The sequence below is a fragment of the Deltaproteobacteria bacterium genome (assembly GCA_016180855.1).
Taxonomy (GTDB): domain Bacteria; phylum UBA10199; class UBA10199; order JACPAL01; family JACPAL01; genus JACPAL01.
Genome location: JACPAL010000002.1, coordinates 58269 through 80791 on the forward strand (window position 1 = coordinate 58269; position 22523 = coordinate 80791).

General features: G+C 50.6%; 28 protein-coding genes. 15 read left to right on the top strand and 13 right to left on the bottom strand.

Going from position 1 to position 22523, the window contains the following annotated elements:
• The first annotated feature begins 1 nt into the window (after position 1).
• Complete coding sequence (locus HYT77_00350) at positions 2 to 376, top strand: hypothetical protein (GenBank protein MBI2066449.1); 375 nt, start codon at positions 2 to 4, stop codon at positions 374 to 376.
• Here the strand turns inward: HYT77_00350 and HYT77_00355 are convergent, their stop codons facing one another.
• Genes HYT77_00355 through mutT form a run of 3 tightly spaced genes read right to left on the bottom strand, consistent with a single transcriptional unit; the run spans position 377 to position 2060 of the window.
• Positions 377 to 805 carry an acyl-CoA thioesterase gene (locus HYT77_00355; protein MBI2066450.1) on the bottom strand — a complete coding sequence of 143 codons (429 nt, stop codon included), beginning with the start codon at positions 803 to 805 and terminating at the stop codon, positions 377 to 379.
• A 5-nt stretch (positions 806 to 810) separates the two neighbouring features.
• A complete protein-coding gene (locus tag HYT77_00360) occupies positions 811 to 1635 on the bottom strand; it encodes a transglutaminase family protein (GenBank protein MBI2066451.1) in 825 nt (274 codons plus the stop codon).
• An 11-nt stretch (positions 1636 to 1646) separates the two neighbouring features.
• Entirely contained in the window at positions 1647 to 2060 is a 414-nt protein-coding gene (gene mutT, locus HYT77_00365) for an 8-oxo-dGTP diphosphatase MutT (protein ID MBI2066452.1), read from the bottom strand.
• A 68-nt stretch (positions 2061 to 2128) separates the two neighbouring features.
• On the opposite strand from mutT, the gene upp reads away from it, so the two are divergent.
• The 3 genes from upp to HYT77_00380 all read left to right on the top strand — a co-directional run bounded on the left by upp (position 2129) and on the right by HYT77_00380 (position 3927).
• Positions 2129 to 2764, top strand: a complete 636-nt coding sequence (gene upp, locus HYT77_00370) for a uracil phosphoribosyltransferase (GenBank protein MBI2066453.1) — start codon at positions 2129 to 2131, stop codon at positions 2762 to 2764.
• Positions 2765 to 2813: 49 nt separating this feature from the next.
• The gene (locus HYT77_00375; GenBank protein MBI2066454.1) at positions 2814 to 3524 is read left to right on the top strand and encodes a Crp/Fnr family transcriptional regulator; all 711 of its coding nucleotides are present in this window, start codon (positions 2814 to 2816) and stop codon (positions 3522 to 3524) included.
• A 97-nt stretch (positions 3525 to 3621) separates the two neighbouring features.
• Positions 3622 to 3927, top strand: a complete 306-nt coding sequence (locus HYT77_00380; GenBank protein MBI2066455.1) for a cyclic nucleotide-binding domain-containing protein — start codon at positions 3622 to 3624, stop codon at positions 3925 to 3927.
• Here the strand turns inward: HYT77_00380 and HYT77_00385 are convergent.
• On the bottom strand, positions 3924 to 5282 hold the full coding sequence (locus tag HYT77_00385; GenBank protein ID MBI2066456.1) for an MBL fold metallo-hydrolase: 1359 nt from the start codon (positions 5280 to 5282) through the stop codon (positions 3924 to 3926). The two genes, HYT77_00380 and HYT77_00385, sit on opposite strands and share 4 nt — an antisense overlap.
• A gap of 145 nt (positions 5283 to 5427) precedes the next feature.
• Between HYT77_00385 and HYT77_00390 the strand changes: the two genes are divergently transcribed.
• From HYT77_00390 to HYT77_00435, 10 genes are all read left to right on the top strand, one after another.
• Entirely contained in the window at positions 5428 to 6081 is a 654-nt protein-coding gene (locus HYT77_00390; protein ID MBI2066457.1) for an ABC transporter ATP-binding protein, read from the top strand.
• Positions 6075 to 6752 carry a heme exporter protein CcmB gene (locus HYT77_00395; protein ID MBI2066458.1) on the top strand — a complete coding sequence of 226 codons (678 nt, stop codon included), beginning with the start codon at positions 6075 to 6077 and terminating at the stop codon, positions 6750 to 6752. Before HYT77_00390 ends, HYT77_00395 begins: the two co-directional genes overlap by 7 nt.
• A gap of 2 nt (positions 6753 to 6754) precedes the next feature.
• Complete coding sequence (ccsA, locus tag HYT77_00400) at positions 6755 to 7408, top strand: cytochrome c biogenesis protein CcsA (GenBank protein MBI2066459.1); 654 nt, start codon at positions 6755 to 6757, stop codon at positions 7406 to 7408.
• A 121-nt stretch (positions 7409 to 7529) separates the two neighbouring features.
• Entirely contained in the window at positions 7530 to 7976 is a 447-nt protein-coding gene (locus tag HYT77_00405; GenBank protein MBI2066460.1) for a cytochrome c maturation protein CcmE, read from the top strand.
• Between the two features lie 9 nt (positions 7977 to 7985).
• The gene (locus tag HYT77_00410; GenBank protein MBI2066461.1) at positions 7986 to 9926 is read left to right on the top strand and encodes a heme lyase CcmF/NrfE family subunit; all 1941 of its coding nucleotides are present in this window, start codon (positions 7986 to 7988) and stop codon (positions 9924 to 9926) included.
• Positions 9923 to 10450, top strand: a complete 528-nt coding sequence (locus tag HYT77_00415; GenBank protein ID MBI2066462.1) for a redoxin domain-containing protein — start codon at positions 9923 to 9925, stop codon at positions 10448 to 10450. Before HYT77_00410 ends, HYT77_00415 begins: the two co-directional genes overlap by 4 nt.
• Positions 10447 to 10806 (top strand): cytochrome c-type biogenesis protein CcmH, encoded by a 360-nt coding sequence (locus tag HYT77_00420; protein MBI2066463.1) that lies wholly within the window; start codon positions 10447 to 10449, stop codon positions 10804 to 10806. Before HYT77_00415 ends, HYT77_00420 begins: the two co-directional genes overlap by 4 nt.
• Positions 10803 to 11507 carry a tetratricopeptide repeat protein gene (locus HYT77_00425; GenBank protein MBI2066464.1) on the top strand — a complete coding sequence of 235 codons (705 nt, stop codon included), beginning with the start codon at positions 10803 to 10805 and terminating at the stop codon, positions 11505 to 11507. Before HYT77_00420 ends, HYT77_00425 begins: the two co-directional genes overlap by 4 nt.
• A gap of 237 nt (positions 11508 to 11744) precedes the next feature.
• Positions 11745 to 12002: a hypothetical protein gene (locus tag HYT77_00430; GenBank protein MBI2066465.1), complete on the top strand. Its 258-nt coding sequence runs from the start codon at positions 11745 to 11747 to the stop codon at positions 12000 to 12002.
• 52 nt (positions 12003 to 12054) lie between these two features.
• Positions 12055 to 13032, top strand: a complete 978-nt coding sequence (locus tag HYT77_00435) for a hypothetical protein (protein MBI2066466.1) — start codon at positions 12055 to 12057, stop codon at positions 13030 to 13032.
• 22 nt (positions 13033 to 13054) lie between these two features.
• Here HYT77_00435 and HYT77_00440 read toward each other — a convergent pair whose 3' ends face one another.
• From HYT77_00440 to HYT77_00450, 3 genes are all read right to left on the bottom strand, one after another.
• Entirely contained in the window at positions 13055 to 14263 is a 1209-nt protein-coding gene (locus HYT77_00440; protein ID MBI2066467.1) for an MFS transporter, read from the bottom strand.
• A 9-nt stretch (positions 14264 to 14272) separates the two neighbouring features.
• Positions 14273 to 15499 carry a sodium:proton antiporter gene (locus tag HYT77_00445; GenBank protein MBI2066468.1) on the bottom strand — a complete coding sequence of 409 codons (1227 nt, stop codon included), beginning with the start codon at positions 15497 to 15499 and terminating at the stop codon, positions 14273 to 14275.
• A 96-nt stretch (positions 15500 to 15595) separates the two neighbouring features.
• Positions 15596 to 16768: an ATP-binding protein gene (locus HYT77_00450; protein MBI2066469.1), complete on the bottom strand. Its 1173-nt coding sequence runs from the start codon at positions 16766 to 16768 to the stop codon at positions 15596 to 15598.
• 115 nt (positions 16769 to 16883) lie between these two features.
• Between HYT77_00450 and HYT77_00455 the strand changes: the two genes are divergently transcribed.
• Positions 16884 to 17171 (top strand): hypothetical protein, encoded by a 288-nt coding sequence (locus HYT77_00455; protein ID MBI2066470.1) that lies wholly within the window; start codon positions 16884 to 16886, stop codon positions 17169 to 17171.
• A 33-nt stretch (positions 17172 to 17204) separates the two neighbouring features.
• Here HYT77_00455 and HYT77_00460 read toward each other — a convergent pair whose 3' ends face one another.
• The 6 genes from HYT77_00460 to HYT77_00485 are packed head-to-tail and all read right to left on the bottom strand — an operon-like array spanning position 17205 to position 22510.
• Complete coding sequence (locus HYT77_00460) at positions 17205 to 17756, bottom strand: nucleotidyltransferase (GenBank protein MBI2066471.1); 552 nt, start codon at positions 17754 to 17756, stop codon at positions 17205 to 17207.
• The gene (locus tag HYT77_00465; protein ID MBI2066472.1) at positions 17737 to 17997 is read right to left on the bottom strand and encodes a hypothetical protein; all 261 of its coding nucleotides are present in this window, start codon (positions 17995 to 17997) and stop codon (positions 17737 to 17739) included. Before HYT77_00465 ends, HYT77_00460 begins: the two co-directional genes overlap by 20 nt.
• Positions 17998 to 18042: 45 nt before the next feature.
• Positions 18043 to 18294, bottom strand: coding sequence for a 50S ribosomal protein L27 (gene rpmA, locus HYT77_00470; protein MBI2066473.1), 252 nt, complete (start codon positions 18292 to 18294; stop codon positions 18043 to 18045).
• A gap of 2 nt (positions 18295 to 18296) precedes the next feature.
• Positions 18297 to 18608: a 50S ribosomal protein L21 gene (rplU, locus tag HYT77_00475; protein MBI2066474.1), complete on the bottom strand. Its 312-nt coding sequence runs from the start codon at positions 18606 to 18608 to the stop codon at positions 18297 to 18299.
• A 42-nt stretch (positions 18609 to 18650) separates the two neighbouring features.
• The gene (locus HYT77_00480) at positions 18651 to 20168 is read right to left on the bottom strand and encodes an Rne/Rng family ribonuclease (protein ID MBI2066475.1); all 1518 of its coding nucleotides are present in this window, start codon (positions 20166 to 20168) and stop codon (positions 18651 to 18653) included.
• Positions 20165 to 22510, bottom strand: a complete 2346-nt coding sequence (locus HYT77_00485; GenBank protein MBI2066476.1) for a TIGR03960 family B12-binding radical SAM protein — start codon at positions 22508 to 22510, stop codon at positions 20165 to 20167. Before HYT77_00485 ends, HYT77_00480 begins: the two co-directional genes overlap by 4 nt.
• Positions 22511 to 22523 lie beyond the last annotated feature (13 nt).

Genomic DNA, 22523 nt, shown 5'->3' on the forward strand with positions numbered 1-22523 from the left:
GATGAGGTGTGTTTATTGCCGATCGAAGGCCGGTTTTCTCAAGAGGACCTGTCCGGATTGTGTTAAGTTCGTGGAGGCGGTCAATCAATTACCCGGCTCGTTCGGATTTAGAGAGCTTTTGGATGTTCTTTTCGCAACAGGCGCCTCGGATGAAAAAATCAGGCTCTTTATTGATACCGATGTTGATGGAACGGGCTCTCTCCGGGATCACCTGACTGCCCGAATGACGAACGAGGTCATGGCTGGTCTGGGACAGCCCTCTCATCTCAAGGCCGATGACATCAAAAAAGTGAAAAAGGAGATGACCGAAGGAACGGCTCCTTCGAAGGTCGATCAAGAGGTCGTGAGTTATAATCAGTTAAAGAATAAGGGCTGACTAGAATTTTCTCTTCTCAAATCTTTCAATCTGTTGGCGGAGTTTCTTGGAGAGAGGGATGCTTTCTTCCTTGCGGTAATTGAACATGACTTGAATGGTCGTGGCGGTTGCAACGAGCCGCCTGGTTTTCTTCTCCCGGATTTCGTACTCCATCCGAAAGCTCCGGTTTCGCATCTCAGCAATCCGTATCTGAACGATGAGCGTTTCATCCACATGGGCTGGCGATTTGAAGGTGCAACAGGCCTCGGCAACGATAAATCCGAAGGCGGTTTTAGGATTCATGACTCGAAGGTCAAGCGCCTTCAGTTTCTTATAGTACTCCACACGCGCTTGTTCCATGAATGTAAAAAAGCGGGCGTTGTTACAATGCCCCATCGGGTCACAGTCGGAGAAGTAGACGCTGATCTCTTTTTTAACGGGGAATTTCATCGGTATTACTGGATCAAATTGACCTTTTCGCGAAGTTCCTGGATGCATTCTTCAATCAGAGGGCGGTCGAACGCCTGAGGATCTCTCGACAGATAGTTGACAAAGTCGTTTAAGGCCGGCCGAAAACATTCGAGTTGAGCATAGAGCATCCCACGCTCTTTGAGAGACTGGGATGATTTTGGTTCAAAAAGGAGGAGCCGGTTTAAGATCGGGAGGACCTGATTAAAATCTTTTTTCAGGATATACATGATTTTTAGATTGGCAAGGATCCGCAGGAGAACTTGCCGATGGGAGGCGGGATCCAGAAACTCCTCCTGAAATATCAGTTCGGAGCCGTACGCTCTTTGCAGTTTTTCCCGGCAGTCGCCGGTCGTCAGGATCGTCCCCTTATCGAAGACATCAACAAAAAACGCCTCTGACTTGAAGTCATAACGAACCAGAAAATGCCCCGGGAAATTGACGCCGGAAAGGGGAAGACCCAGGCGGCGTCCTATGGCCATGTAAACGATAGACAGGGTAATCGGGATTCCAGAGCGATGGTCCAGGACGTCGTTCAGATAGCAGTTTGAAGGATTGTAATAATCGGCGCGATTTCCACAGAAACCTTCCACCTCAAAGAAATAATGATTGAATGCCTGGATCGCCTGCCGTCCTCCCTGGACATTATGGATGTAAGGGCGGGCCCGTTGGGCGAATTCTTCAATCCGGGCGAGATAATTTTGGGTGTTTAATTCCCTGTATTTCTCTTTGGCCACCAGAAGGGTAATCTCCTCGAGGGAGACGGACTGGAGGTCGGTGTGGATAAGGTCTTCCAGTTTTTCGATCGCCATAAGAAGGTTAATTATAGCCCAGATTGGATTAACTCTTCAATAACCGTTTGATCCGCCGGTGGGAACTCGTAGGAGGCGAATTCGCCGGGACTTATCCAACGGGCCTCACGACATTCGATCGGTCTTGGGAGTCCGGCAACCCAACGACAGAGGACAAAATAGAGATGGATATGACCGTGGGGATAGTCATACCAGAGATCTTTCAAGCGGCGAATCGGATCAATCGTGATGCCAACCTCTTCTCGACATTCCCGGATGGCGCATTGCTCAACCGATTCCCCGGGTTCAATCTTTCCGCCGGGGAATTCCCAGCAATGCCCCATGGGGGAGGTCTCAAGTCGTAGAGTGATCAAAAACTTCCCCTTGTCCTGAATAACGGCCGCAACGGCCTCGATTTTTTTCTTGTTGCCCTCTTTTTGTGCCATGGGATACCGTTTCTGACTGATGTCCTGTGAAATTGCAATCGGTGTTGGAAAATACTAATGAGGAAAACATGTCTTTCAAAAATCTGACCGTTATCAAGCATCCACTCGTTCAGCATAAACTGAGTCTCATGAGAGATAAGAGAACCCCGTCGGCCCTTTTCCGTGATTACCTGCGTGGGATCAGTCTCTTGTTGGCCTATGAAGTCCTTCGTGATCTTCCTGTCAAGTATCAGGAGATTGAAACACCACTGGCCCCGATGAAGGCCCCGATGGTTGATGGGAACAGGATCGCCCTGATCTCCATTCTGCGGGCGGGGAACGGTCTTCTTGATGGAATCCTCGAGATTATTCCTGATGCGCGTGTTGGCCATGTTGGCATTTACCGTGATCATAAAACACTGAAAGCCGTGGAGTATTATTTTAAAGTACCGACGCCTCTCGACGAGTGTGATTTGATCGTTGTTGATCCGATGCTTGCGACTGGTAATTCGGCGATTGCCGCCATGGCGCGTTTGAAACAGCTCAAACCGAAGTCGATCAAATTTGTCTGTCTCCTCGCGGCACCGGAGGGGATACAAGCGCTCCAGAAAGAGCATCCTGATGTTCCCATTTTTACAGCGGCTATTGATGAATGTCTCAATCAACAGGGCTATATTCTTCCCGGTCTTGGAGATGCGGGGGATCGCCTTTATGGGACCCGGTAAAAAACCTCTTTGACGTCTTCCTCGAAGGATAGTATCTCTAAGGGCCCTTATGGCCAAGACCGTTAAACCGGAGTGTCCTGTTTGCCCATCTCGGTTCTTAGGCGTCTTTTGTGACCTGGAGGCCGGGGCGCTTGAGGAATTTAACCAGCACAAAACCAATAATACCTACAAAAAAGGACAGATCATCTTTTACGAGGGGAACCGCGCCTTTGGTCTTTATTGCGTCTTTTCGGGGAAGGTGAAACTTTACAAGACCGGGATTGATGGTCGGCAGCAAATCATCCGGATTGCGAGCGCCGGTGATATCCTTGGCTACCGTTCTCTCTTTGTTGATGAACCTTATTCCGCGACGGCTGAGGCACTTGAAGATGCGACGATCTGTTGCATCGATAAAAACGCCTTTTTCCCGATGTTGGCAAAAAATTCCGATTTATCCCTCAACATCATCCAGAAATTGTCACGGGAGCTTCGTCATGCCGAGGATCTGGCAACCAGCATTGCCCATAAGTCGGTTCGTGAACGGATGGCGGAGTTGTTGCTTATGCTCAAAGAGGTTTATGGGAAACAGACGAAGAAAGGGATTGTGATAGGACTGGAGCTCTCTCGTGAAGAGATGGCGGAAATGATTGGAATTACTCAGGAAACAGCGATCCGCCTCCTCTCGGAATTTAAAAAAGATGGCCTCATTGAAATTCAGGAACGGGCCATTACAATTCTTGATTCAAAGTCCCTTGTCGAGACAGCCCGTCTCGAAATCTAAAACAGGCATGATTAAAATCATATTGGAATCTGCGGGACGTCATTAGTTCTGATCGATTCATGGGGTATTTCTCTTAAAGAAGGTAAGAGGTGATACTTTGTTGCCTGAGTCTCATCATTGGGAGGATCTGGTTAGAAAAGGGGAGGAGCTTGTCTTCAGGAAAGGGCAGGTCCTCTTTTATGAGGGGCATCAGCCTTACGGGGTCTATGTTGTAAAGTCCGGTGAATTCTCTTTTGCCAAGGAGGGAGTTCCTTGTCGTGGTAGCCATGTTGATAAAGTTGGTTCTCTTAAGGTTTTAGGATTGCACGACTTCTTTAATGGAAAACCGTTTTGTTGTACGTGCACCGCAACGGCCGATTGTCGGCTTATTTTTCTATCACGATCTCAATTAACCTCTCATTAATTGAGGTCGACGCTTTCGCCATAATCAGGGATATGACACTTCCAGTGAAGCTCCTCTTCAATTCTCTTCCGCAGGGTATCCGCTGCGAGCGGTTCTCCATGGACAATAAAGGTCTGACGGGGGGCCTTCGTAAAATGTCTAAGCCAGCTTAAGATTCCTTCCTGATCGGCATGGGCGGAGAGGCTGTCCAATATGCGAACCTCCGCGCGAACGGGTACCAGGAGCCCGTGAATTTTGATCTGCTTGGCGCCGCCCACTAATGCCTCCCCCCTTGTTCCTGCGGCTTGAAACCCTGCGAACAGGATTGTATTTCGGTGGTTGGGGGCAAGCGATTTCAGGTGGTGAAGAATCCGCCCGCCGGTTGCCATACCGGAGGCCGAAATAATGATGGAGGGGAAGAGAAGCGAGTTCAATTTTTTTGATTCTTCGACGGTTGTCACAAAACTGGCGGTTTGTGCGATCATCGCCGCCTCTTCCACGCTCAGACTCATCTCCTTTTGAAACAATTGGACGGTGCGTGTTGCCTCAACGGCCATCGGGCTATTCAGATAGATCGGGACATTGGGGATCGCCTTTTTTTTCCTCAGGCGTGCCAAGAGGAGAAGAACCTCCTGGACCCGGCCGACGGCAAAGGCTGGAATGATAAGAGTTCCACCCCTCTTGATCGTTTTATGGATAATCGTTTTAAGGGTCTCCTCAGGATTCTCCTTGGGGTGTGTGCGGTTTCCGTAGGTTGATTCGACAACCAGATAGTCGGTCTTTGGGATCGACTTCGGTGGACTCATCAGCAAGGAATTCGGTTTTCCCAGGTCACCCGAGAAGGTAACGAGGACTCCAGAGGCGGAGAGCTGGACCAGAGAGGCACCCAGAATATGGCCGGCCGGATGGAATACAAACGAAAGATCACGGCCAAGAGAAACCTTTTTCCCCCAAGGGACCGGCTTGAAATATTCCAGAGAACGGCGTGCATCCTCCTCGGTGTAGAGAGGGAGGGCGGGGTGGTGTTTTGAAAAACGATGTTTATTGGCAAAGAGGGCGTCTTCTTCCTGAATATGCCCCGCGTCCGGCAAAAGGATCTCACAGAGGGCTCGTGTGGCCGCCGTGGTGTAAACAGTTCCACGAAATCCGTTTTTGACAAGAAGAGGGAGATAACCGCTGTGATCAATATGCGCATGGGTCAGAAGGATTGTCTCAAGCTGGCGTGGGTTGACCGGAAAGGGAATCCAATTTTTCAGACGAAAGGCCTTGAGTCCCTGGAAGAGGCCGCAGTCGACCAGCAGGTGTTTGTTTCGCTGTGTGACGAGGAACTTAGAGCCGGTGACCGTCTGGGTGGCCCCCAGAAACTGGAGCTTCAGCATGCCGGTTCAAGTATGGCCGGGGATTCTCCGCTTGGCAAGATATAAGGTATTCTCATTAGGATGCCGCGGTCAATCATGGTTTCTCAAGCCGTATGAATAAGTATTGCCGACAAGATCTGAATTCAGGATAAGGAATAAATCTATGGCGTCTGTTCTTGAAATGGAGGGGATTGGAAAGCGATATGAGGGTCGTTGGATCCTCAGAGATCTTCGTTTGACCGTTTCCCGTGGGGAAACGGTTGCCCTGTTTGGAGGCAACGGCTCTGGCAAGACAACCCTTTTAAAGATGATCGCCCTCCTTCTTCCGCCAACAACCGGGCAATTCAATGTTTTCGGGAGCGAGCCGGCAACAAATTCCAGGGAAATCAGGACGAAAATCCGTTTTTTGGGACATGAGAAAAGGTTGTATGAGGCGCTGACGGTGCGTGAGAACGCACAGTTAGTGGCGGTTCTTCGCGGTCTCCAGGATCGCCGCCAGGTTATTTCAGTGATGGAGAGATTGGGGATCGAAAAATTTCAGAACTATCGGGTCAGTCAGCTTTCGGAAGGGATGCGGAAACGGCTCGTTCTGGCAACGCTTCTTTTGGGGAGCGCCGATTTGATTCTGCTGGATGAGCCCCATCCGACCCTCGATCAAGGGGGGAAAAAGATTTTAGATGATCTGATTCAACAATGGAAAACAGAGGGAAAGACCTTGATGATTGCAAGTCATGACCATGAACAGGTTTTAAAACATGCCGACCGCCTCGTGGTGTTGAAAGAAGGAAAGATTTTTGAGGAAGGAAAAGGATGTTGAAGAGAGGATTCTATCAGGTTCTGGCTTTGGTGAAGAAGGATCTTCTTCTGGAATTTCGGGAAGTTGATCACCTCGTTTCCCTCCTGCTTTTTGGGTTTCTCCTTCTTCTCCTTTTCAGCTTTGCTTTGAGCGTCGAGCCGGATTTCATGAGAAAAATAGCTCCCGGTCTCTTTTGGATGACGATTCTCTTCTCCTCACTGATGATGATGGAACGCTCCTTTCAGCGGGAGAATGAGGGGGGACAGTGGGAGGGGTTGCTCCTGACAGGAGCTGATCCCAAGGTTCTTTATATGAGCAAGATGCTGTCGAATCTGTTGTTCATCATTCTTATTCAGGTCATTATTTTTCCCCTGATGGTCTTTCTCTTCGATCTCTCTTTGACGCCTTCCCTATGGTCGATTTTTCTTCTGGGGAGCCTTGGAATCTCTTCCCTGGGGACAACTTACGGTGGGTTGACCGCGACACTCAAGGGGGGAGGGATCATGCTCCCGTTGCTTCTCTTTCCGATGCTGATTCCGGTCCTCCTCGCCTCTGTCAAAATAACGGAATTGACTCTGGCGCATGACATTTTTAGTCAGCGGGAGGTCTGGTTTAAATTGCTTATTCTATTTGACAGCGTTTTTCTTTTAGGATCGATTTTGTTGTCGGATGTGTTATTCGACCGGAGCTGATGATGCTGTTTAAACTATTTGGAGCGGTTGCGTTGCTGTTTTTTGCCTATGCCCAGTATTGGGCACTGGTGCGGGCGCCGGCGGATTACCAGATGGGAGATGTTTATCGAATCCTCTTTGTTCATGTTCCGGCCGCCTGGAACGCGCTTCTTCTTTTGACCTTCTCGTTCGTTGCCTCTCTAATGACCCTTCTCAAGAGGTCGGCAACCTGGGATCGTTTGGCCCATAGTTCTATTGAAGTGGGTGTCCTCCTGACAGGCCTTGCCCTTGCCTTGGGTTCGATTTGGGGACGGCCCACGTGGGGCGTTTGGTGGACCTGGGACCCGCGACTCACAACAACCGCCATCCTTTTCATCCTTTACCTGGGGGCCCTGATGCTTCGTCGCTTGATTGAAGACCGCGAGAGGCGGTCCCGTATTATGGCCAGCGTTAGCATCCTGATTTACTTAAATGTCCCGATTGTCTATTTTTCGGTCAAGTGGTGGCGGACACTTCACCAGGTCCAGTCGAATCCAAATACCATGGATCCGGCGATGGTAACCGGGCTTCGTCTTAATGCCTTGGCCCTTCTGGCCCTTTCTCTCTTCTTTCTGATTTTCAGATATCGCCTGGCCAAACGGGAGCAGATCAATCAGGAAAAGGAGGACTCAAAATGATTCAGGAGGGATGGGAATTTGTTTGGGGGGCTTACGGACTGACGTGGGGGGTCCTTTTTCTTTACGCACTTTCTCTGGTAATAAGAAGCCGGCGTCTGAAGGAAAGGGAGAGGCGGTTTTCATGAAGTTTTCAGGAAAGGGACTTTTCACCATTTTAGGGATACTCCTGATAGCGGCCGGGTTGGTTTACCTCCTTTGGGGAGGGCTTGAGGAGAATGTCGTTTACTTTGTGACGCCGACGGAACTCCTCGAAAAGGGGGAAGCGGCGGTAGGAAATCCGGTCCGTTTGGGGGGGGTCGTCCAGGGGGGGAGCCTTCAGGAGAAAGAGGGGATTGTTACCTTTAGTCTGACGGATGAGGTGAAGACGGTTCTTGTGGTCACAACAAAGACCCCTCCCCAGATGTTTCATGAAGGGATCGGTGCTGTGGTGGAGGGAGCATTAAGAAAAGATGGAATCTTCGAGGCGAATCGCCTCATGGTCAAGCATGGTAATGAGTATCGGCCTCCCAAAGAGGGAGAGATGCCGCAACAGATTTATAAGGCGATCCAGCAAGAGAAAAGGTCCTGATCTTTCTTTATGAGTCCTATTGTTATTATTGGCAACTTGTCGGTCGGTCTTGCGCTTGGGTTTTCCCTGTTTGGCATTTTTCTTTTTTATGCCGCACGTCGTCTGGAGTCGGAAAATGCCGGCTGGTGGGCCCGAGCTTCCGTTTACGCCAATTTTTTTCTGATGACTGTGGCGAATCTCGCCATGATTTATGCCCTTCTTCATGATGATTTCGGTGTCAGTTATGTGGCGCACGTCGGCAGTCGTGAGACGCCGCGTTGGGTCAGTGCGATCTCTCTCTGGAGTTCTTTGGAGGGTTCTCTTCTCCTCTGGGGATGGGTGCTTTCGGCCTTCTCAGCCGCCTGTCTTTATCGGAATCGGGAGACCCATTTGTCACTGATCTCCTGGGTCGGTTTGGTCTTGCTCATTGTCCAGATTTTTTTCTACCTACTTCTTGCACTGCCTGCCAATCCATTCTTGTCAGTTAATCCTCCCCCTCTAAACGGTCCGGGACCAAACCCGTTACTTCAGAATCACTGGCTTATGGCGGTTCATCCCCCCTGTCTTTACATCGGGTACATCGGATTTACGATTCCGTTTGCGTTTGCATTGGCATCGCTGATGGAGGCAAGACAGGACCTGCCCCAAAACTGGATTTCATTGTCACGTCGCTGGACCCTTCTTGCCTGGTCATTTCTATCGGTTGCAATCATGTTGGGTGGTTGGTGGTCCTATGCCGTTTTGGGGTGGGGCGGTTATTGGGCCTGGGATCCCGTAGAAAACGCGAGTTTCATGCCCTGGCTGACCGGCACCGCATTAGTCCACTCCGTCATGGTCCAGGAGAAACGGAAGATGCTTCCAGTCTGGAATCTTGCGCTTGCAATCCTCACCTTTCTGCTGACCTTGCTTGGGACATTCCTGACACGGAGTGGCATCCTGGACAGCGTTCATTCGTTTACGGAGTCGCATATTGGTCCCTATTTTTTGGTCTTTATCGGGATCGCTCTTGTCGGCTCTCTGGCCCTTCTTTTCTGGAGGGGAGAGAAGATTCAGGCAGAGGGTCGATTTGATAGCCTCCTGAGTCTCGAATTTCTGCTGTTGTTCAACAACCTTCTTTTCTTAAGTTTCTGTTTTATTGTTTTTCTGGGAACCTTTTACCCCCTCCTGTTAGAAGCGGTCACCGGCAAGAGAATCTCTATTGGTGAACCTTATTTTAATCAGATGTCGGCCCCGATCACCTCACTCCTCCTCCTCTTGATGGGAATCGGCCTGCTCGTCCCCTGGAAGCGAGGCGATCTGAAGACACTCTTCAGGCAGTCGGTTGTTCCTTTGATTCTTTCACTTGTTGTCGGGTTCGTCTCTTTTCTTTTTGGAGGGAGGGCGCCGTGGGTCCTGGCGATTGTTCTGCTTGCCTCGTACGCCTTTTTTGTCATGGGGGCGGAGGTTTTCCGGCTTGCCCCCAAAAGGAATTTTTTTCAGCTCCTGCTGGACAATCCTCGCCGTTACGGTGGTTTCATTGCCCACACAGGAGCCCTTTTGATCGTCGTCGCGGTATCTCTCTCCAGTACCTACGAGAAGGATCAGGAGGTCACATTGAAAAGGGGAGAGTCGGTCAAAGTCTCTTCCTATCGACTCTCCCTTGACCGTTTGACGGGTGAAGAGACGCCCCAGCGATTTGAGGTCAAAGCTCATTTGCAGATCAGTCGTGATGAGGTGATTATTGGGGAACTGACGCCGCAAATGAACTACTATCCGGGCTCTCGCGAACCGATTGGAAGTCCCGCAGTCCGCTCCAGCTGGAAGGAAGACCTTTATACCACTTTGATTCAGGTCGACCCGAAGGGAGAGAACGCCTCATTTCGTGTGATCCTTACTCCGGCCGTTATCTGGATCTGGGTTGGTGGGATCATGGTGATGTCGGGTGGGCTTCTTGCGATGCTGTTTCGTCGTCCCACGGAAAGGAGATTATGAAGAGAGGGTTGATCTTGATCATTATTGCGATCCCCTCGATCGCCGTTCTTTATTTCGGTCTGACGCGGGATCCTCGCACCTTGCCATCAGCATTGGTAAAAAAGCCGGCCCCCCTGTTTTCTCTTATCAATCTGGAAGGAAAATCTGTTTCGCTGACAGAGGCGAAGGGGCACCCCGTGGTTCTCAACTTTTGGTCGACCTGGTGCGGCCCTTGTCTTGCGGAACATCAGACGATTCGTCACGGTATTCACCTCTTCGAGCCGCAAGGAGTCATTTTTTATTCCATCCTTTACGAAGACAGTCCCGAAAACGCCCAGGCGTTCATCCGTGAATATGGCAAGGCGGCGGAGGTTCTTCTTGACCCTGGATTGAGGAGCGCCATCGATTATGGTGTCGCTGGCGTTCCGGAGACTTTCTTTATTGATCGGGAGGGGCGGATTGTGCACAAACAGACCGGTGTTTTGACGATGGAGGTGCTAGTGGGCACACTGGAAAAACTTATTCAATCGACGGTGGCGCCATGAAATGGTTTTTTCTGATTCTCCTCTTTTGGAGTTGTGCCACCTCGTTGTCAACTGATCCTGAATCGCGTGCCGACAGGCTTGGAAAGCAGATTCGATGTCCTGTTTGTCGAGGGGTTCCTATTGCCGATTCTCCCTCCTCACTCGCGGTTGAGATGATGGGGATTATTCGTGCTCAAATAGCAGAGGGGAAGACAGATCAAGAGATTTTAGGATATTTTGAGGCACGGTATGGAGAGTGGGCCCTTCTGGAACCTAAGAAGGAGGGATTCAATCTGTCTGTCTGGATTTTCCCGTTGATTTTTATCCTGGGAGGGGCGCTTTTTATCGTCTCTTATGCAAAGAGGAGGAGAGAATGATTCTATCAGGAACCGTGTTGGGCTTTATCGGTGCCGGTTTTCTTCTGTTGGCGGCCGTTGTAATTGCCTTTATTGAGAAGAAGGAAAGGGGGCAGGGAAATGCTGGCAAGTCGAAGGGGCTTTCGCATCTGGTCTTGGGGCTTGCCCTGTCGGCCTTTGTCCTGGGGACAGCGGTGACCCTTCTCTCGGGGATACGTCCCAGAGAGGAAAGTGGCCGTTTTGCGATGGGGAGCGGTGGGGAGGGTGAGTCTCCAGCAGGAAACTCCGGAACGGCGGCACTTCCTCCCGGCGTGGAGGAGACCGAAGTCAACCAGTTGAAAGAAAAAGCCTCAAAGGACTCGAATGACTTCGCCTCACGGGAGCGATTGGGGCATATTTACCTTCAGATGCAGGATTACGAGAAGGTGTTCCAGATGTCGCATGAAGCACTACAGATCCGTCCGGATAGTTTCGAGTCGAGGATTCATATGGGAATGGTCCTCTTTTCCATGGGAGAGATTGATCAATCGCTTGAGCAGCTTGAAATCGCGTTGAAGGGGGAGCCCAACAACCTGGAGGCGTTGGCCTTTAAGGGGCTTATTTTATTACAGGGGAAAAATGACCGTGAGGGGGCCAAAAAGGTTTGGGCCCGGTATCTTAAGCGGGCCAAGCCTGGGGATTTGGGGTGGGGCATGGTCCAAGCGCTTTCCCAGACCCCTTAAGGGGACTGTTGAAAAATGCCATCTGCTGCGTTCCCCTCGTCGCCGGCTCCTCGACGTACCATCAAGTACGCCTGCGTCGCGGCTTCTCGGGGTGCCTTGCAGCTGGGCATTTTTGAACAGTCCCCAAAAGCCATTTTTCAACACACCCTTAAGGGTATGACGGGGATCATGGTTCTATTTTTTTCAGTTTTGTAAAGATAGGGCTGGTTTAAGGGTAAATTAAAGAAAGGAGATTGTATGTCAAAGACCATAACGATAGCGCTCGCGGCGATTTTTGCCATGCTCCTTGCCAGTGATCTTGTGCTAGCAGGGACCTATGGGGAAAAATGTGCTGCATGCCACAAGGCGAAGGGTGTGACAGACGATGTAATCAAGGCAGTTGGTTACGACGCTTGTGTCAAGATAGCTACAGAGGGGAAGAAGGGCGAAAAAGGGATGATGCCCCCCTTGAAGGCGATGGCCGAGCCGGCCTGTAAGGATCTTTTTGGAAAATAAAAGACTTCTTTTCATTGCCTCTTGAGGAGGTTGTGAATTAAGAAGACTCACAATGAAGGGGCCAGGACTCTCCCAGTTTGTTTCGAAAAAACGGGTGGTCTTCTTTTTGGGTGGGCTTCTTCTTCTTGTCGCTTTAGCCGGTTCCAATCATGAACGGCTCACCCGATTGTTTCTTGAGATCGGGTGGGCCGTTTTTTTTGTTTTCCTGCTTCATCTGGTTTCCCATCTCTTCAAGGCGTTAGCTTGCCGGATACTTTTCAAGCCGGGGCGGATTTCGTTTCTAAAACTCGTGACCCTTTCCTTGGGACGTGACGCCTTTAACCGAATCTCCTCCTTTCTCCCGTTGAGGGGGGATATGATCTGGATTCAAAAAGTCGGTACCCCTCCTTCTTCACCTCCCTCTTCGGAGGTTCTCATTGTGTTGCGCGGACTGTCCTGGATCGTTTTGGGGCTGGCGGTTTTTATTGAACTGATCGTCGGTTTTTTCTTTTGGGACTGGGGTAAAATTGTCTCTCTGTTGCTGGCCATTTTTCTCTTTGTTTTCCTTTTTCAAATCTGTTTGAGGCGTGACGGTTTTTTTACGCCGTTTCTCTCCATCCTCCGTGTTGCCAAGGCCGGTTGTTTGTCACCGGCTGTTGCCGGGCGGTGGGAAGAGACAGATCGCTTTCTAAAGAAGTTTTATCAAAGCCGCAGGGGAGGGATCATTTTTTCCCTCTTTCCTCTGGTGATAGCTGAGCTTTGTCGATTGGGGGGGCTCTATTTGCTGGTGACCCCTCTTATTGATGAACGGGCCTTTCCTGTCGCACTCATCTTGTGCGGTTTGTCTCCCGTGATTAGATTTGTCTTCCCCCGAATCCCTGGTGCCATCGGTCCTCTGGAGGGCTTCTCGGGTCTTCTCATGAATTCGCTTGTCCCCTCAGGATTCCTGATTGGCCTGTCTGTCGTATTGGCAGAGAGAGTTGCCCCTTTTGTTGCAACCCTGGTTGGATTTGTCTTTATCGGGAATCCAATGAAGGTGAAAAAGGCCTAGCAGTTTGTTGACAAACCCCTTTTCACCAAAGGATGGTGAGAAAGGTCCAGATGCAAGGCGCCCGCGAAGCCGCAACCGGAGCGTACTTTCGTGGGGGAAGGGCCAGTAAAAAAGTAAGTGCAAAGAAATTCCCATAGCCGAGCCACTCGGCCCCGACGCCACTCCAGCCGCCAAAAAATCGGGTCACTCCGAAGAGGGCTGATAATAACGCATACTGTGTTGCCGCCTGATTTTTGTCACAGATTCGCATGAGGAAAGCCATGAAGGCAGCGGAGCCGAGTCCTCCCGAGAACGACTCAAAGAGGGAGGCCCCAAACAGGTACGGCTTGGCCAGGCTCAAATGGGCCACGGTGGCATAACCGAGATTGGAAAACGCCTGCGCGAGTCCCATCACCCAGAGACCAGGAAAGATTCCAAATCGGCTTGTAAAAATCCCGCCGAGCATCGCCCCCAGAATCGTCATTAGGGCGCCGCCGATCGTGGAGATCGCCCCGATCTCCTCCGGCGTCATTCCGCGATCAACCCAGAACGGTTTCACCATCGGCCCCATCAGGAGGTCCCCCATTTTGTAGGTCAGAATGAAAAGAAAGACGCCGAGTGAGCCATCACGGGTCAGGAAGCCGGTAAAGGTTTTTCTCCACTCCTGGGCTGTTTGACGTGTGATAGAAGCGTGTGGGGCCTTGAGACTTGCGAAGGCCAAGACGGCGAATGAGACAGAGATGAGGAGATAGATGAACTTCCACCCGAACGGCTTGACCAAAAACATCGTTCCGCCTCCACCGGCCAGCAAGGCGATTCGGTAGAGACTCGTCCTGAACCCGTTGACGATTCCCTCCTCTCCCCTGTCGACCAAGGCGATTGAATAGGCGTCAATGGCGATATCCTGAGTGGCCGAGGCGAGGGAGAAACCGAGGAGTGCTGTCCAAAAAAGAAAACCGGGATCCAACGGTTCAAAGAGTGGAATAGCAAAGGTGAGCGAAGCGAGGGCGATCAGACAGACGGTTATCCATTTTTGATAGGTTCCTGTCCGATCGACAAGTGGTGCCCAAAAAACCTTGATCGCCCAGGGGAGTGTCAGAAAAAACATAAAGCCGATTTCACGCAAGGAAACGCCATGCTGCCTGAAGTAGACGGGGAGTATGTCATAAACAACCCCCAAAGGGAGACCCTCGGCAAAGTAGAGGATTGAGATCCAGATCAGTTTCTTTTTGAGAGAGAGAGAGTGATTCATGGTTGATCGTTATCTAAAGAAGATCAGTGTTACGGCAAAGAAGATTGGGAGTAGGATGATGGCAGCATACCCCATATAGCCAAAAAAGGAGGGGGTTTTAAAACCAGCATGGTCGGCAATCGCCTTGACCATGAAGTTGGGACCGTTGCCAATATAGGAACTGGCCCCCATGAAAACGGCCCCCGTGCTGATGGCGGCAAGGATCTTTTCCGGAACTCCAACGACCTCACCAGCCAGGCCAAGCCCTTGGGCGAGTGAAAGCAAGGTGACGTAAGTGGGGGCATTATCCAAAAACGAGGAGAGGGAGCCGGTGAGCCAGAAAAACTGCCACGGCTTGGTAATGCCAAAGGAAGGGCCATGGGCCTTAAGAAGCATCAGGGCAGGGACCATCGTGACAAAAATTCCGGCAAATAAAACAGCAATCTCAATGATCGGTCCCCAGGAAAAATGGTTTTGATGCCGTGCGGTTTTCGAACCAAGAAAATAAGAAAAAAGGGTCATTAATAACATCATTACTTCGCGGTGAGGTGAGGAGAGGAAAACGCCGTAGATAACTCCTCCCAAAAAAAGGAGATTTTTCCAGCCGTGGATCTGGATCGCGACCACATGGGTTCGGTCTTTTTGTAAAGCCTTCTTTGTCTCCTTGGAATAGGCCTTTTGGTCCCACGCATAGAAGATCAGGATAATAAGGGCGTTTACAAGTGCCCAGGCTGGAAAGAGCTTCAGTGTCCAGGTGAACGGAACGCCACGCAGGTAGCCGAGGAACAAGGGGGGGTCCCCGAGCGGCGTGAGAAGTCCCCCGCAGTTACTCACAACAAAGATGAAAAAAACTGGCAGGTGGGATGTTTTTTCACGTTCCGAGTTGGTTCGCAAAAAGGGGCGAATCAAGACCATGCTGGCACCGGTTGTCCCGATCAGACTGGCCAGAATAGCTCCGACTGCCAGGAAGAGGCTGTTTACCCTGGGGGTTGCCTGGAGATCACCCGAAAGAAAGATGCCCCCCGAGATTGTGAAGAGGGCCCCGAGGAGGACGACAAACGAGAAATACTCATGGAGGGTATGGGCCAGTTCGTGAGGATTATGACCGATAAGCCACGCAATGATTGGAACGGAGAGACCCAATGCGACAATCCCTTTATTGCGATGGGATTCCCAAAAATGACCGACCGTCATCGGGAGGATCGCGATCGAGAGCAGTAGAAGAGTGAAAGGGAGCGCGGTCCAAAGAGGAATCATGGAAGGGGACTGAATTTCAGATGGGGAGCGATGTCAAGAAAAAGGTGGAGGATTAAGCAGGATAAACCGAAACCCGGCGTTTGAGGCCGGATGGTTCTAGAATAATTTGTAGATCCTATGAAGACTGAGAATCTCTTCGGGTGGAAGGTTTTCAACCTGTTTGAGGGGTGAGGTGTACGGAGAAACAAGATAAGGTTTGAATTCAGGATGTCTCTCGCAAAACAGAACAAGACTTTTAAGCTCGGTTTCGGATGCTTTTGCTGATTTGACTTCAACTGCCCATTTTTCACCCTGCGGGCCCAAAAGCACAAAATCGACCTCCGCCTCTCTCTCCTTCCAATAATAGGCATCCCATCCCGCTTCTATAAAGCGAACTCCGACCGCATTTTCAAGATAGCGTCCATATTCTTCGGGAGAGAGGTCCTGTGTGATTGGTCTCCGAAAGGCGCGTATCAGCCCGTTATCATGAATAAGGAGTTTGGGACTGCTCTTTCTCGATTTGAACGACTTTGCATAATACTTCTCAATTCCTGTTACCAGATAGGCATCGGCAAGTAATCTAAGGTAGTGTTGTATTGTCGGGAGGGTTCCTTTCCCCTGGAGTTGCCCCTGCAATTTTTGCAGACTCACAATTTGGGCCGGCAGAGCCGCGGCGACCCCGAATATCTGTCGCAGTAGCGCCGGTTGAGCGACGGGGTGGAGTTGCAGAAGGTCTCTTCCCAGAGCCGGTTCTACAATCGAGTCGCGGACGAACAGGCCCCACCGCTCTTTCTCTTCTAAAAACGGGATCGATCCCGGGTAACAACCGAACTCAACAAACTGTTTTAGGGGGAGGTCGAAGGTCTCTTTTGCTTCTTGATAATTCCAGTGTTCGGCACGGATCAGTTCAAAACGACCGGCCAGCGTCTCCTTTAATCCCTTCTCAACAAGAAGCGCCGACGAACCTGTCAAAACGACCTTCATTTTTTTTTCGGAAGTATCCCATAGTTTTTTGATGATTTCCGACCAGCCGGTGATTTTTTGAACCTCATCAATTGCTAAAATTTTCTCCGGCTTTTGGAGCGCCTCTTGCCACCATTCTTCGATCACCTCAAAGGAGAGGGGGTTGGGGTAGTCAGCGCTTGCATAGAAACCGGTGGAGCCCAATGCCGTTTTGAGGGCTGTTGTTTTGCCGACTTGTCGCGGGCCAACCACGACCTGGATGAGTGGTTGTTTTTCCTCTAATCGTGCCTTGATAGCCCAGGCGATGCGTCTGTTTTTATTTGTCATTTCAGTATGTTATCATTAAATTAAACAATTTATAAAGACCATTTTACAAGTTGTTTTATGAAAAATCCAGCAACTTCTTCTTCTCGATTCTCCTCTGAGAAAGGGGAAAACTGATATGCCGGAGACAAATAACGTCGCGATTGGACACGTCTGTTATGTTTTCACAACTGCCGAGTTGTCGAGGCACTATGATTTGGATGATGAACAAAAGGTGTGTGCAGAGAGCTTGGCAAAGTGGCAGATAGAGTATGCTCAGAAATACCTGAAGAAACCTCAGTGCCAACTAGTCATTGAAAGAGGTCCGCCGGCTTCGAAGGAAGGGTGGGTAGCCCTTGAGTACAAGGTGATTTGTTCGGGAAGACCAACGGACGAGTACCTGAAACACCTGGGTATTAAGAAGTAGGAGGATAAACCGAAACCTGCCGTTTTTCGTTCGTTACAGTGATTTGAACATTCGATTGTATTCCACAACTAATGTGGAATCGTCGAGCGCCTTTTCGAATTGGGTGAGCCAGTCAAGGAGGTACGGATGATCGAGCTTTTTCTTTTGACGTATGATAATGCCGCAAACATCTTCCCGGTCCCTGGGTCTGGTTGATATCATTTTGTAAATGATTAAATCTTCCGGAGAGCAAATGGTTAGAGAAGTCTCTTTATCAGCAAGGACCTTTTTCCCCCTTTCAATCGCCTGAATATCGAACGGGGTATCGGCCAACAAAAGATCAATTCTTGTGTTGGAGGTATCTTGAATAAAAATGAAGCCGACTTTTTTAATCGTTTCTATCGGGTTGTTGGCTAATAAACGGTAATGTGGTTTGAGTGAGAAAACTAGTTTGGAAGCGTCATCCCGGTTGAGCTGTATTTTCAAATCTATATCCGCGGTTAAGCGTGGTTCTCCCCAGACGGCGACGGCAAGCCCCCCAATGACAATCGATGGCATTCCGTCTTTATGAAGTTCTTTCTGTATCTTAGCGGTTTTTTGAAACAAATTGAGCACTTTGTTCCCTTTGCCATTGAGCTAGTTTTTGGAGGCGGTTTTGCATTTCTTTGATAGCTGTTTCATGTTGCGGCCGAAAGATTTCTCTGGTTTCTTCAATAGAAGATGCAAATGTTTCGTAGACTGATTGGAACTGTTCTAAACATTGATTCAGGTCAAGAGACAGAAGGCCCTCTCTTTTAGAGAGGCTCCATTCAGACCAATTCGGAGGCAATATTTTTTTCTGGTCCATAGGGGTCTATCCTATAGGAAGACTTAACCCAATTCCAGAAGTTCTTTAGGTTGGATAAACAGAGACCCGGCGTTTTTCGCCGTGCGGTTCAAACTTCACGACGCCGTTAATCTTGGAGAAGAGGGTCCAGTCTTTTCCAATACCAACATTGATCCCCGGGTAGATTTGGGTGCCACGCTGGCGCACGATAATAGAACCGGCCTTCACGACCTGGCCGCCGTATCGTTTGACGCCACGTCGCTGACCATTGCTGTCGCGACCATTGGAACTGCTTCCCCCTGCCTTCTTGTGTGCCATCGTTAAACCTTTATATCCGTAATCTCAACGGTCGTCAGATATTGACGATGCCCCGTCTTCTTGTCGTAACCTTTACGTCTCTTGTACTTGTAGACGACAATCTTCTCTCCCCGATCCTGTTCCAAGACCTTTCCGTTCACACTTGCCTGAGAGAGGTAGGGTCGACCGACCTCCGTTTTTTCATTGCCGCCAACGAGTAACACCTTATCAAAGCAGACTGGGGAGCCAACCTCCTGGGGGAGCTTCTCGACCCGAAGACGATCCCCTTTTGAGACCTTATACTGCTTTCCACCTGTGGCGATAATTGCGTACATAGTCGAAAAAACGGGTCTTTTAAGCACGTCCCGGGGGAGCTGTCAACCCCTGTCGGTGATATCGAATTGCTCCGTATGGTAATCCTCCCTGGCCCGGATGATCACCTTCTTGCCGGCCCTCTCCTCCCATTGTTCAAGGGTAGGGCGTTCTTCATCCAGCAGTATCTCGGCAACGGAAGGGTTGGCCAGCACAATCAGGGTGTCGCCCCGCAGATCGGCGAGTCCCCGTTGCAGTTCACGAAAAATCTCGTGGCAGATCGTTGCGCGGCTCTTGAGATACCCCCGACCCTCACAATAAAAACAGGGCTCGCAGAGGAGTCGGCCGAGGCTCTCGCGAGTTCTTTTACGTGTCATCTCGACGAGTCCCAAGTCGGTGATCTTGGTGATCGTGGTTTTGGCGCGATCGGATCGAAGATATTCGCGGAATGCCTGGAAAACCTTTTCGCGGTTGGAAGGGCGCTCCATGTCGATAAAATCAACAATAAGGATTCCGCCGATATCCCGGAGTCTGAGTTGGTAGGCGATCTCCTTGGCCGCCTCGAGGTTTGTTTTCAAGATAGTATCTTCGAGGTTGCTTCGGCCGACAAACTTGCCGGTGTTGACGTCGATTGCGGTGAGGGCCTCCGCCTGGTCGATGATGATATAGCCCCCCGATTTGAGCCAGACCTTCTTGCCCAACGCCCGGGAGATCTCCACCTCGATACCATAGGCGTCGAAGATCGGTTCGGAACCGTCGTAGAGGGTGACGATGTTATGCGAAAGCGGAGTAAAGGAGCTGATGAACTCCTCGATCTTCTTCTTCTCTTCGGCCGAGTCGATGACGATCCGGTCGATGTCCGGTGTGAAGAGATCCCGAATGGCACGGAGAACGGCAGACAATTCCTGGTGGACCAAGTTGGGGGCGGAAACCTTCTCCGCAGAGGAGAGGATATCTCCCCAGAGTTTGATCAGATAATCCATGTCCTGCTTGAGCTCTCTCTCACTCGCCCCCTCGCTCATTGTGCGCGCAATGAATCCACCCTGATCCCTTGGAACAATTCTCTCCAGAATACCCTTCAGTCGTGACCTGTCATTGTCGTCGGCAATTCTTCGGGAAACGCCGACATGTTTGACTGTTGGCATGTAGACCAAGAAACGACCCGGCAAACTGACATGGCTGGTGAGGCGTGCCCCCTTCGTCCCGATTGGATCACGCGCAATCTGGACAATAATCTCCTGCCCCTCCCGAACCAGCTCCTGGATTTGGGGAAGGGTCCTCGGGTGACGCCGATCGAAACGAGGCCTCTCGGGAGGTGGCTCCTCCTCCTCTGCCATTACCTCTTCAACAGCCAAATCAGGGGCGATGTCAGAGACGTAGAGAAAGGCGGTGCGCTTGAGACCGATCTCTGCAAAGGCGGCCTGCATGCCGGGGAGGACACGAACGATCTTTCCCTTGTAAACATTACCAACGAACCGGGCCTCTTGGGCCCGTTCTACAATGAGCTCGGTGATTGCCCCCCCCTCCAATCGCGCAATGCGGGTAAGGGTTGGGGAAATATTGATAATCAGCTCATTTTTCACGCCGTGAGGTCTAAATCTTTCTTCGGTTTCTTGGCAAGGGCATTCACCGCCTCAATGACGATTCCGTCAGGCAGGGTTTGGTTCAAGCGGGTCTTGATTTCCAACGGTTCCATCTCGGACCAAAGAGAGATTGTCATTATTTGATTGATTGTTTCCAATCCCACCGGGGCCGCATCCCCAAACGAGATCTTGGGGTAGGGATGAAATCCTTGTGAAAACTGAACGGGCAGCCCCGCACGGCTAACCGTTCGACGGATATGGTCCACAAATTCAAGGTGACTCAAAAAAGCCGCCGGGCCTCTCTTGGAGTAGGTGAGATGGTATAAAAATCCCCCCTCGCCCCCCTTTGACCTGTCCTGAACTTTGTCGCAGGAGAAAGCGGGATCAGAGAGATTTAGCGAGATAGGCGAATAATGCCGAATCTCCGTCGTCGTCTTTTTCTTAACCAACTTCCTATCGGGTTCGTACATCGGTAGTTCGTACGACCGATTCCTCACCTCTTTGTAATCACAAACCCCGCAAGTCGTGCATTTTCCGGTTGAGCAATCATCAACAAATGCCTCTCCAAGCGAGGCTTCATACTCCTCCCAGAGCCATTCCTTCTTCATCTCGATAAAGAGATGGTCCCACGGCAGGACCTCATCCCTTTCCCTCCTTCTCTCAACATAGAAAGTGGAATCGATACCGAGCTCTTTCCAGGCCTCCTGCCAAAGACCAAATTTGATCCCCTCATCCCACTCATCGAACCGGCATCCGTTCTCCCAGGCCTTGATAACCAGTTTTGAAAGCCGCCGATCCCCTCGGGAGAAAATCCCTTCCAGATAGGTTGTCTCTGGTCGATGGGGCTTGAGAGTGAGTCCTCGGCCCTTGATATTTGATCTTAAGAGTTTCAGTTTTCGATCGGTTTCAGAGAGGGAGTTTTGGGGCTCCCACTGAAAGGGTGTGAACGATTTTGGGACAAAGGCGGAGACGCCCAGATTGATTTCAGCCCTGCCACTGAAACGACGGGCCTCTTGGAGGCTCCTTCCCCCAAGACCGGCAATTTCTGTCACATCAAAATCGGTCTCTGTTGGAAGTCCGATCATGAAATAAAACTTCATGAGTCTCCAGCCGTTGGAGAAGACCGTCCGGACCGTTTGCATAAGGTTTTCCTCTGAATTTCCCTTGTTGATTATCTGTCGCATTCGGTCGGTTGCCGCTTCGGGGGCGATCGTAAAGCCGGTTTTTCGAACCCGCTTGATCTCTTCCATCATTGCCCCTGTCAGCTGTTCAACACGTGTAGCCGGGAGCGAGATGGCAACGTTGTTTTTGCCGTGTTCATTCATAAGCTCCTTGAGAAGGGGTGTGACACAATCATAATCGCCGATGGAGAGTGAGACGAGACTGACCTCCTCCTGGCCCGTTGCCTTGATCTGTTCCCGAACGATCTCTTTTATTGTCTCCGGCGAGCGTTGTCGTTCCGGCCGGTCGATGTAGCCAGCCTGACAAAAACGACAGCCACGAACACAACCACGCTGCACCTCAACGCCGACACGATCATGGATCACTTTTGTGTGTGGGAGGATCGGTTTTTTAGGGTAGTAGGCCTTGTTCAGATCAGAGACAACCCGTTTGCGGACTCCGGTGTAGCCTTCAAGAAGCGGTTTAATCTCCTGGAGGGTCCCATCCTTTTTGTAGATCGGTTCAAAAAAAGAGGGGATGTAGAGGCCCGGGATTTGAGATAAATCCTGCAATAGGGCCTTTTTTGTTGGTAGGGGTGCTGCTTGCTGCACCCTACTTGAGGGCGCCCCTACAGCTGATTGTTTCAACCGTCTCACCACATCGCAAATCTCCAGGATCGCCTCTTCGCCATCTCCGATCAGGATTGCGTCGAAAAAATCGGCAACCGGTTCGGGATTATAGGCGCCTGTGCCGCCTCCCAGGATGAGTGGAAACGATTCATCCCGATCTTTTGAGTAGAACGGGATCCCACCGAGGTTGAGGACGCTCAGGATATTGGTGTAGGTCAATTCAAACGGGATGGTGATCCCCAGAATATCGAGCTCGTTCAGCGGGATTTTTGATTCGAGCGTCGTGAGGGGTAGGCCTTTCTCTCTTAGCTGATTTTCCATATCAGGCCATGGGGCGTAGACCCTCTCACAGGCAATCTTGGACTGATCATTCAAGAGGTGGTAAAGGATCTGTGTGCCGATGTGGCTCATCCCAATCTCATACGCATCCGGATAGCAAAGCCCGACTTTTAATGTGACCTTTGAGAGATCTTTACGGACTGAATTGATCTCATCCCCCAAATAACGGGAAGGGCGACGAACCTGCGGCAGAATTTTAAAGAAGTCGTTCATGGGAACCTCTAAT

What these genes read in the sequence shown, in the direction of transcription:
- HYT77_00350 (MBI2066449.1), top strand. Translation starts at nt 2, where the DNA reads ATGAGGTGTGTTTATTGCCGATCGAAGGCCGGTTTTCTCAAGAGGACC.
- HYT77_00355 (MBI2066450.1), bottom strand. Translation starts at nt 805, where the DNA reads ATGAAATTCCCCGTTAAAAAAGAGATCAGCGTCTACTTCTCCGACTGT.
- HYT77_00360 (MBI2066451.1), bottom strand. Translation starts at nt 1,635, where the DNA reads ATGGCGATCGAAAAACTGGAAGACCTTATCCACACCGACCTCCAGTCC.
- mutT (MBI2066452.1), bottom strand. Translation starts at nt 2,060, where the DNA reads ATGGCACAAAAAGAGGGCAACAAGAAAAAAATCGAGGCCGTTGCGGCC.
- upp (MBI2066453.1), top strand. Translation starts at nt 2,129, where the DNA reads ATGTCTTTCAAAAATCTGACCGTTATCAAGCATCCACTCGTTCAGCAT.
- HYT77_00375 (MBI2066454.1), top strand. Translation starts at nt 2,814, where the DNA reads ATGGCCAAGACCGTTAAACCGGAGTGTCCTGTTTGCCCATCTCGGTTC.
- HYT77_00390 (MBI2066457.1), top strand. Translation starts at nt 5,428, where the DNA reads ATGGCGTCTGTTCTTGAAATGGAGGGGATTGGAAAGCGATATGAGGGT.
- HYT77_00395 (MBI2066458.1), top strand. Translation starts at nt 6,075, where the DNA reads ATGTTGAAGAGAGGATTCTATCAGGTTCTGGCTTTGGTGAAGAAGGAT.
- ccsA (MBI2066459.1), top strand. Translation starts at nt 6,755, where the DNA reads ATGCTGTTTAAACTATTTGGAGCGGTTGCGTTGCTGTTTTTTGCCTAT.
- HYT77_00405 (MBI2066460.1), top strand. Translation starts at nt 7,530, where the DNA reads ATGAAGTTTTCAGGAAAGGGACTTTTCACCATTTTAGGGATACTCCTG.
- HYT77_00410 (MBI2066461.1), top strand. Translation starts at nt 7,986, where the DNA reads ATGAGTCCTATTGTTATTATTGGCAACTTGTCGGTCGGTCTTGCGCTT.
- HYT77_00415 (MBI2066462.1), top strand. Translation starts at nt 9,923, where the DNA reads ATGAAGAGAGGGTTGATCTTGATCATTATTGCGATCCCCTCGATCGCC.
- HYT77_00420 (MBI2066463.1), top strand. Translation starts at nt 10,447, where the DNA reads ATGAAATGGTTTTTTCTGATTCTCCTCTTTTGGAGTTGTGCCACCTCG.
- HYT77_00425 (MBI2066464.1), top strand. Translation starts at nt 10,803, where the DNA reads ATGATTCTATCAGGAACCGTGTTGGGCTTTATCGGTGCCGGTTTTCTT.
- HYT77_00430 (MBI2066465.1), top strand. Translation starts at nt 11,745, where the DNA reads ATGTCAAAGACCATAACGATAGCGCTCGCGGCGATTTTTGCCATGCTC.
- HYT77_00435 (MBI2066466.1), top strand. Translation starts at nt 12,055, where the DNA reads ATGAAGGGGCCAGGACTCTCCCAGTTTGTTTCGAAAAAACGGGTGGTC.
- HYT77_00440 (MBI2066467.1), bottom strand. Translation starts at nt 14,263, where the DNA reads ATGAATCACTCTCTCTCTCTCAAAAAGAAACTGATCTGGATCTCAATC.
- HYT77_00445 (MBI2066468.1), bottom strand. Translation starts at nt 15,499, where the DNA reads ATGATTCCTCTTTGGACCGCGCTCCCTTTCACTCTTCTACTGCTCTCG.
- HYT77_00450 (MBI2066469.1), bottom strand. Translation starts at nt 16,768, where the DNA reads ATGACAAATAAAAACAGACGCATCGCCTGGGCTATCAAGGCACGATTA.
- HYT77_00455 (MBI2066470.1), top strand. Translation starts at nt 16,884, where the DNA reads ATGCCGGAGACAAATAACGTCGCGATTGGACACGTCTGTTATGTTTTC.
- HYT77_00465 (MBI2066472.1), bottom strand. Translation starts at nt 17,997, where the DNA reads ATGGACCAGAAAAAAATATTGCCTCCGAATTGGTCTGAATGGAGCCTC.
- rpmA (MBI2066473.1), bottom strand. Translation starts at nt 18,294, where the DNA reads ATGGCACACAAGAAGGCAGGGGGAAGCAGTTCCAATGGTCGCGACAGC.
- rplU (MBI2066474.1), bottom strand. Translation starts at nt 18,608, where the DNA reads ATGTACGCAATTATCGCCACAGGTGGAAAGCAGTATAAGGTCTCAAAA.
- HYT77_00485 (MBI2066476.1), bottom strand. Translation starts at nt 22,510, where the DNA reads ATGAACGACTTCTTTAAAATTCTGCCGCAGGTTCGTCGCCCTTCCCGT.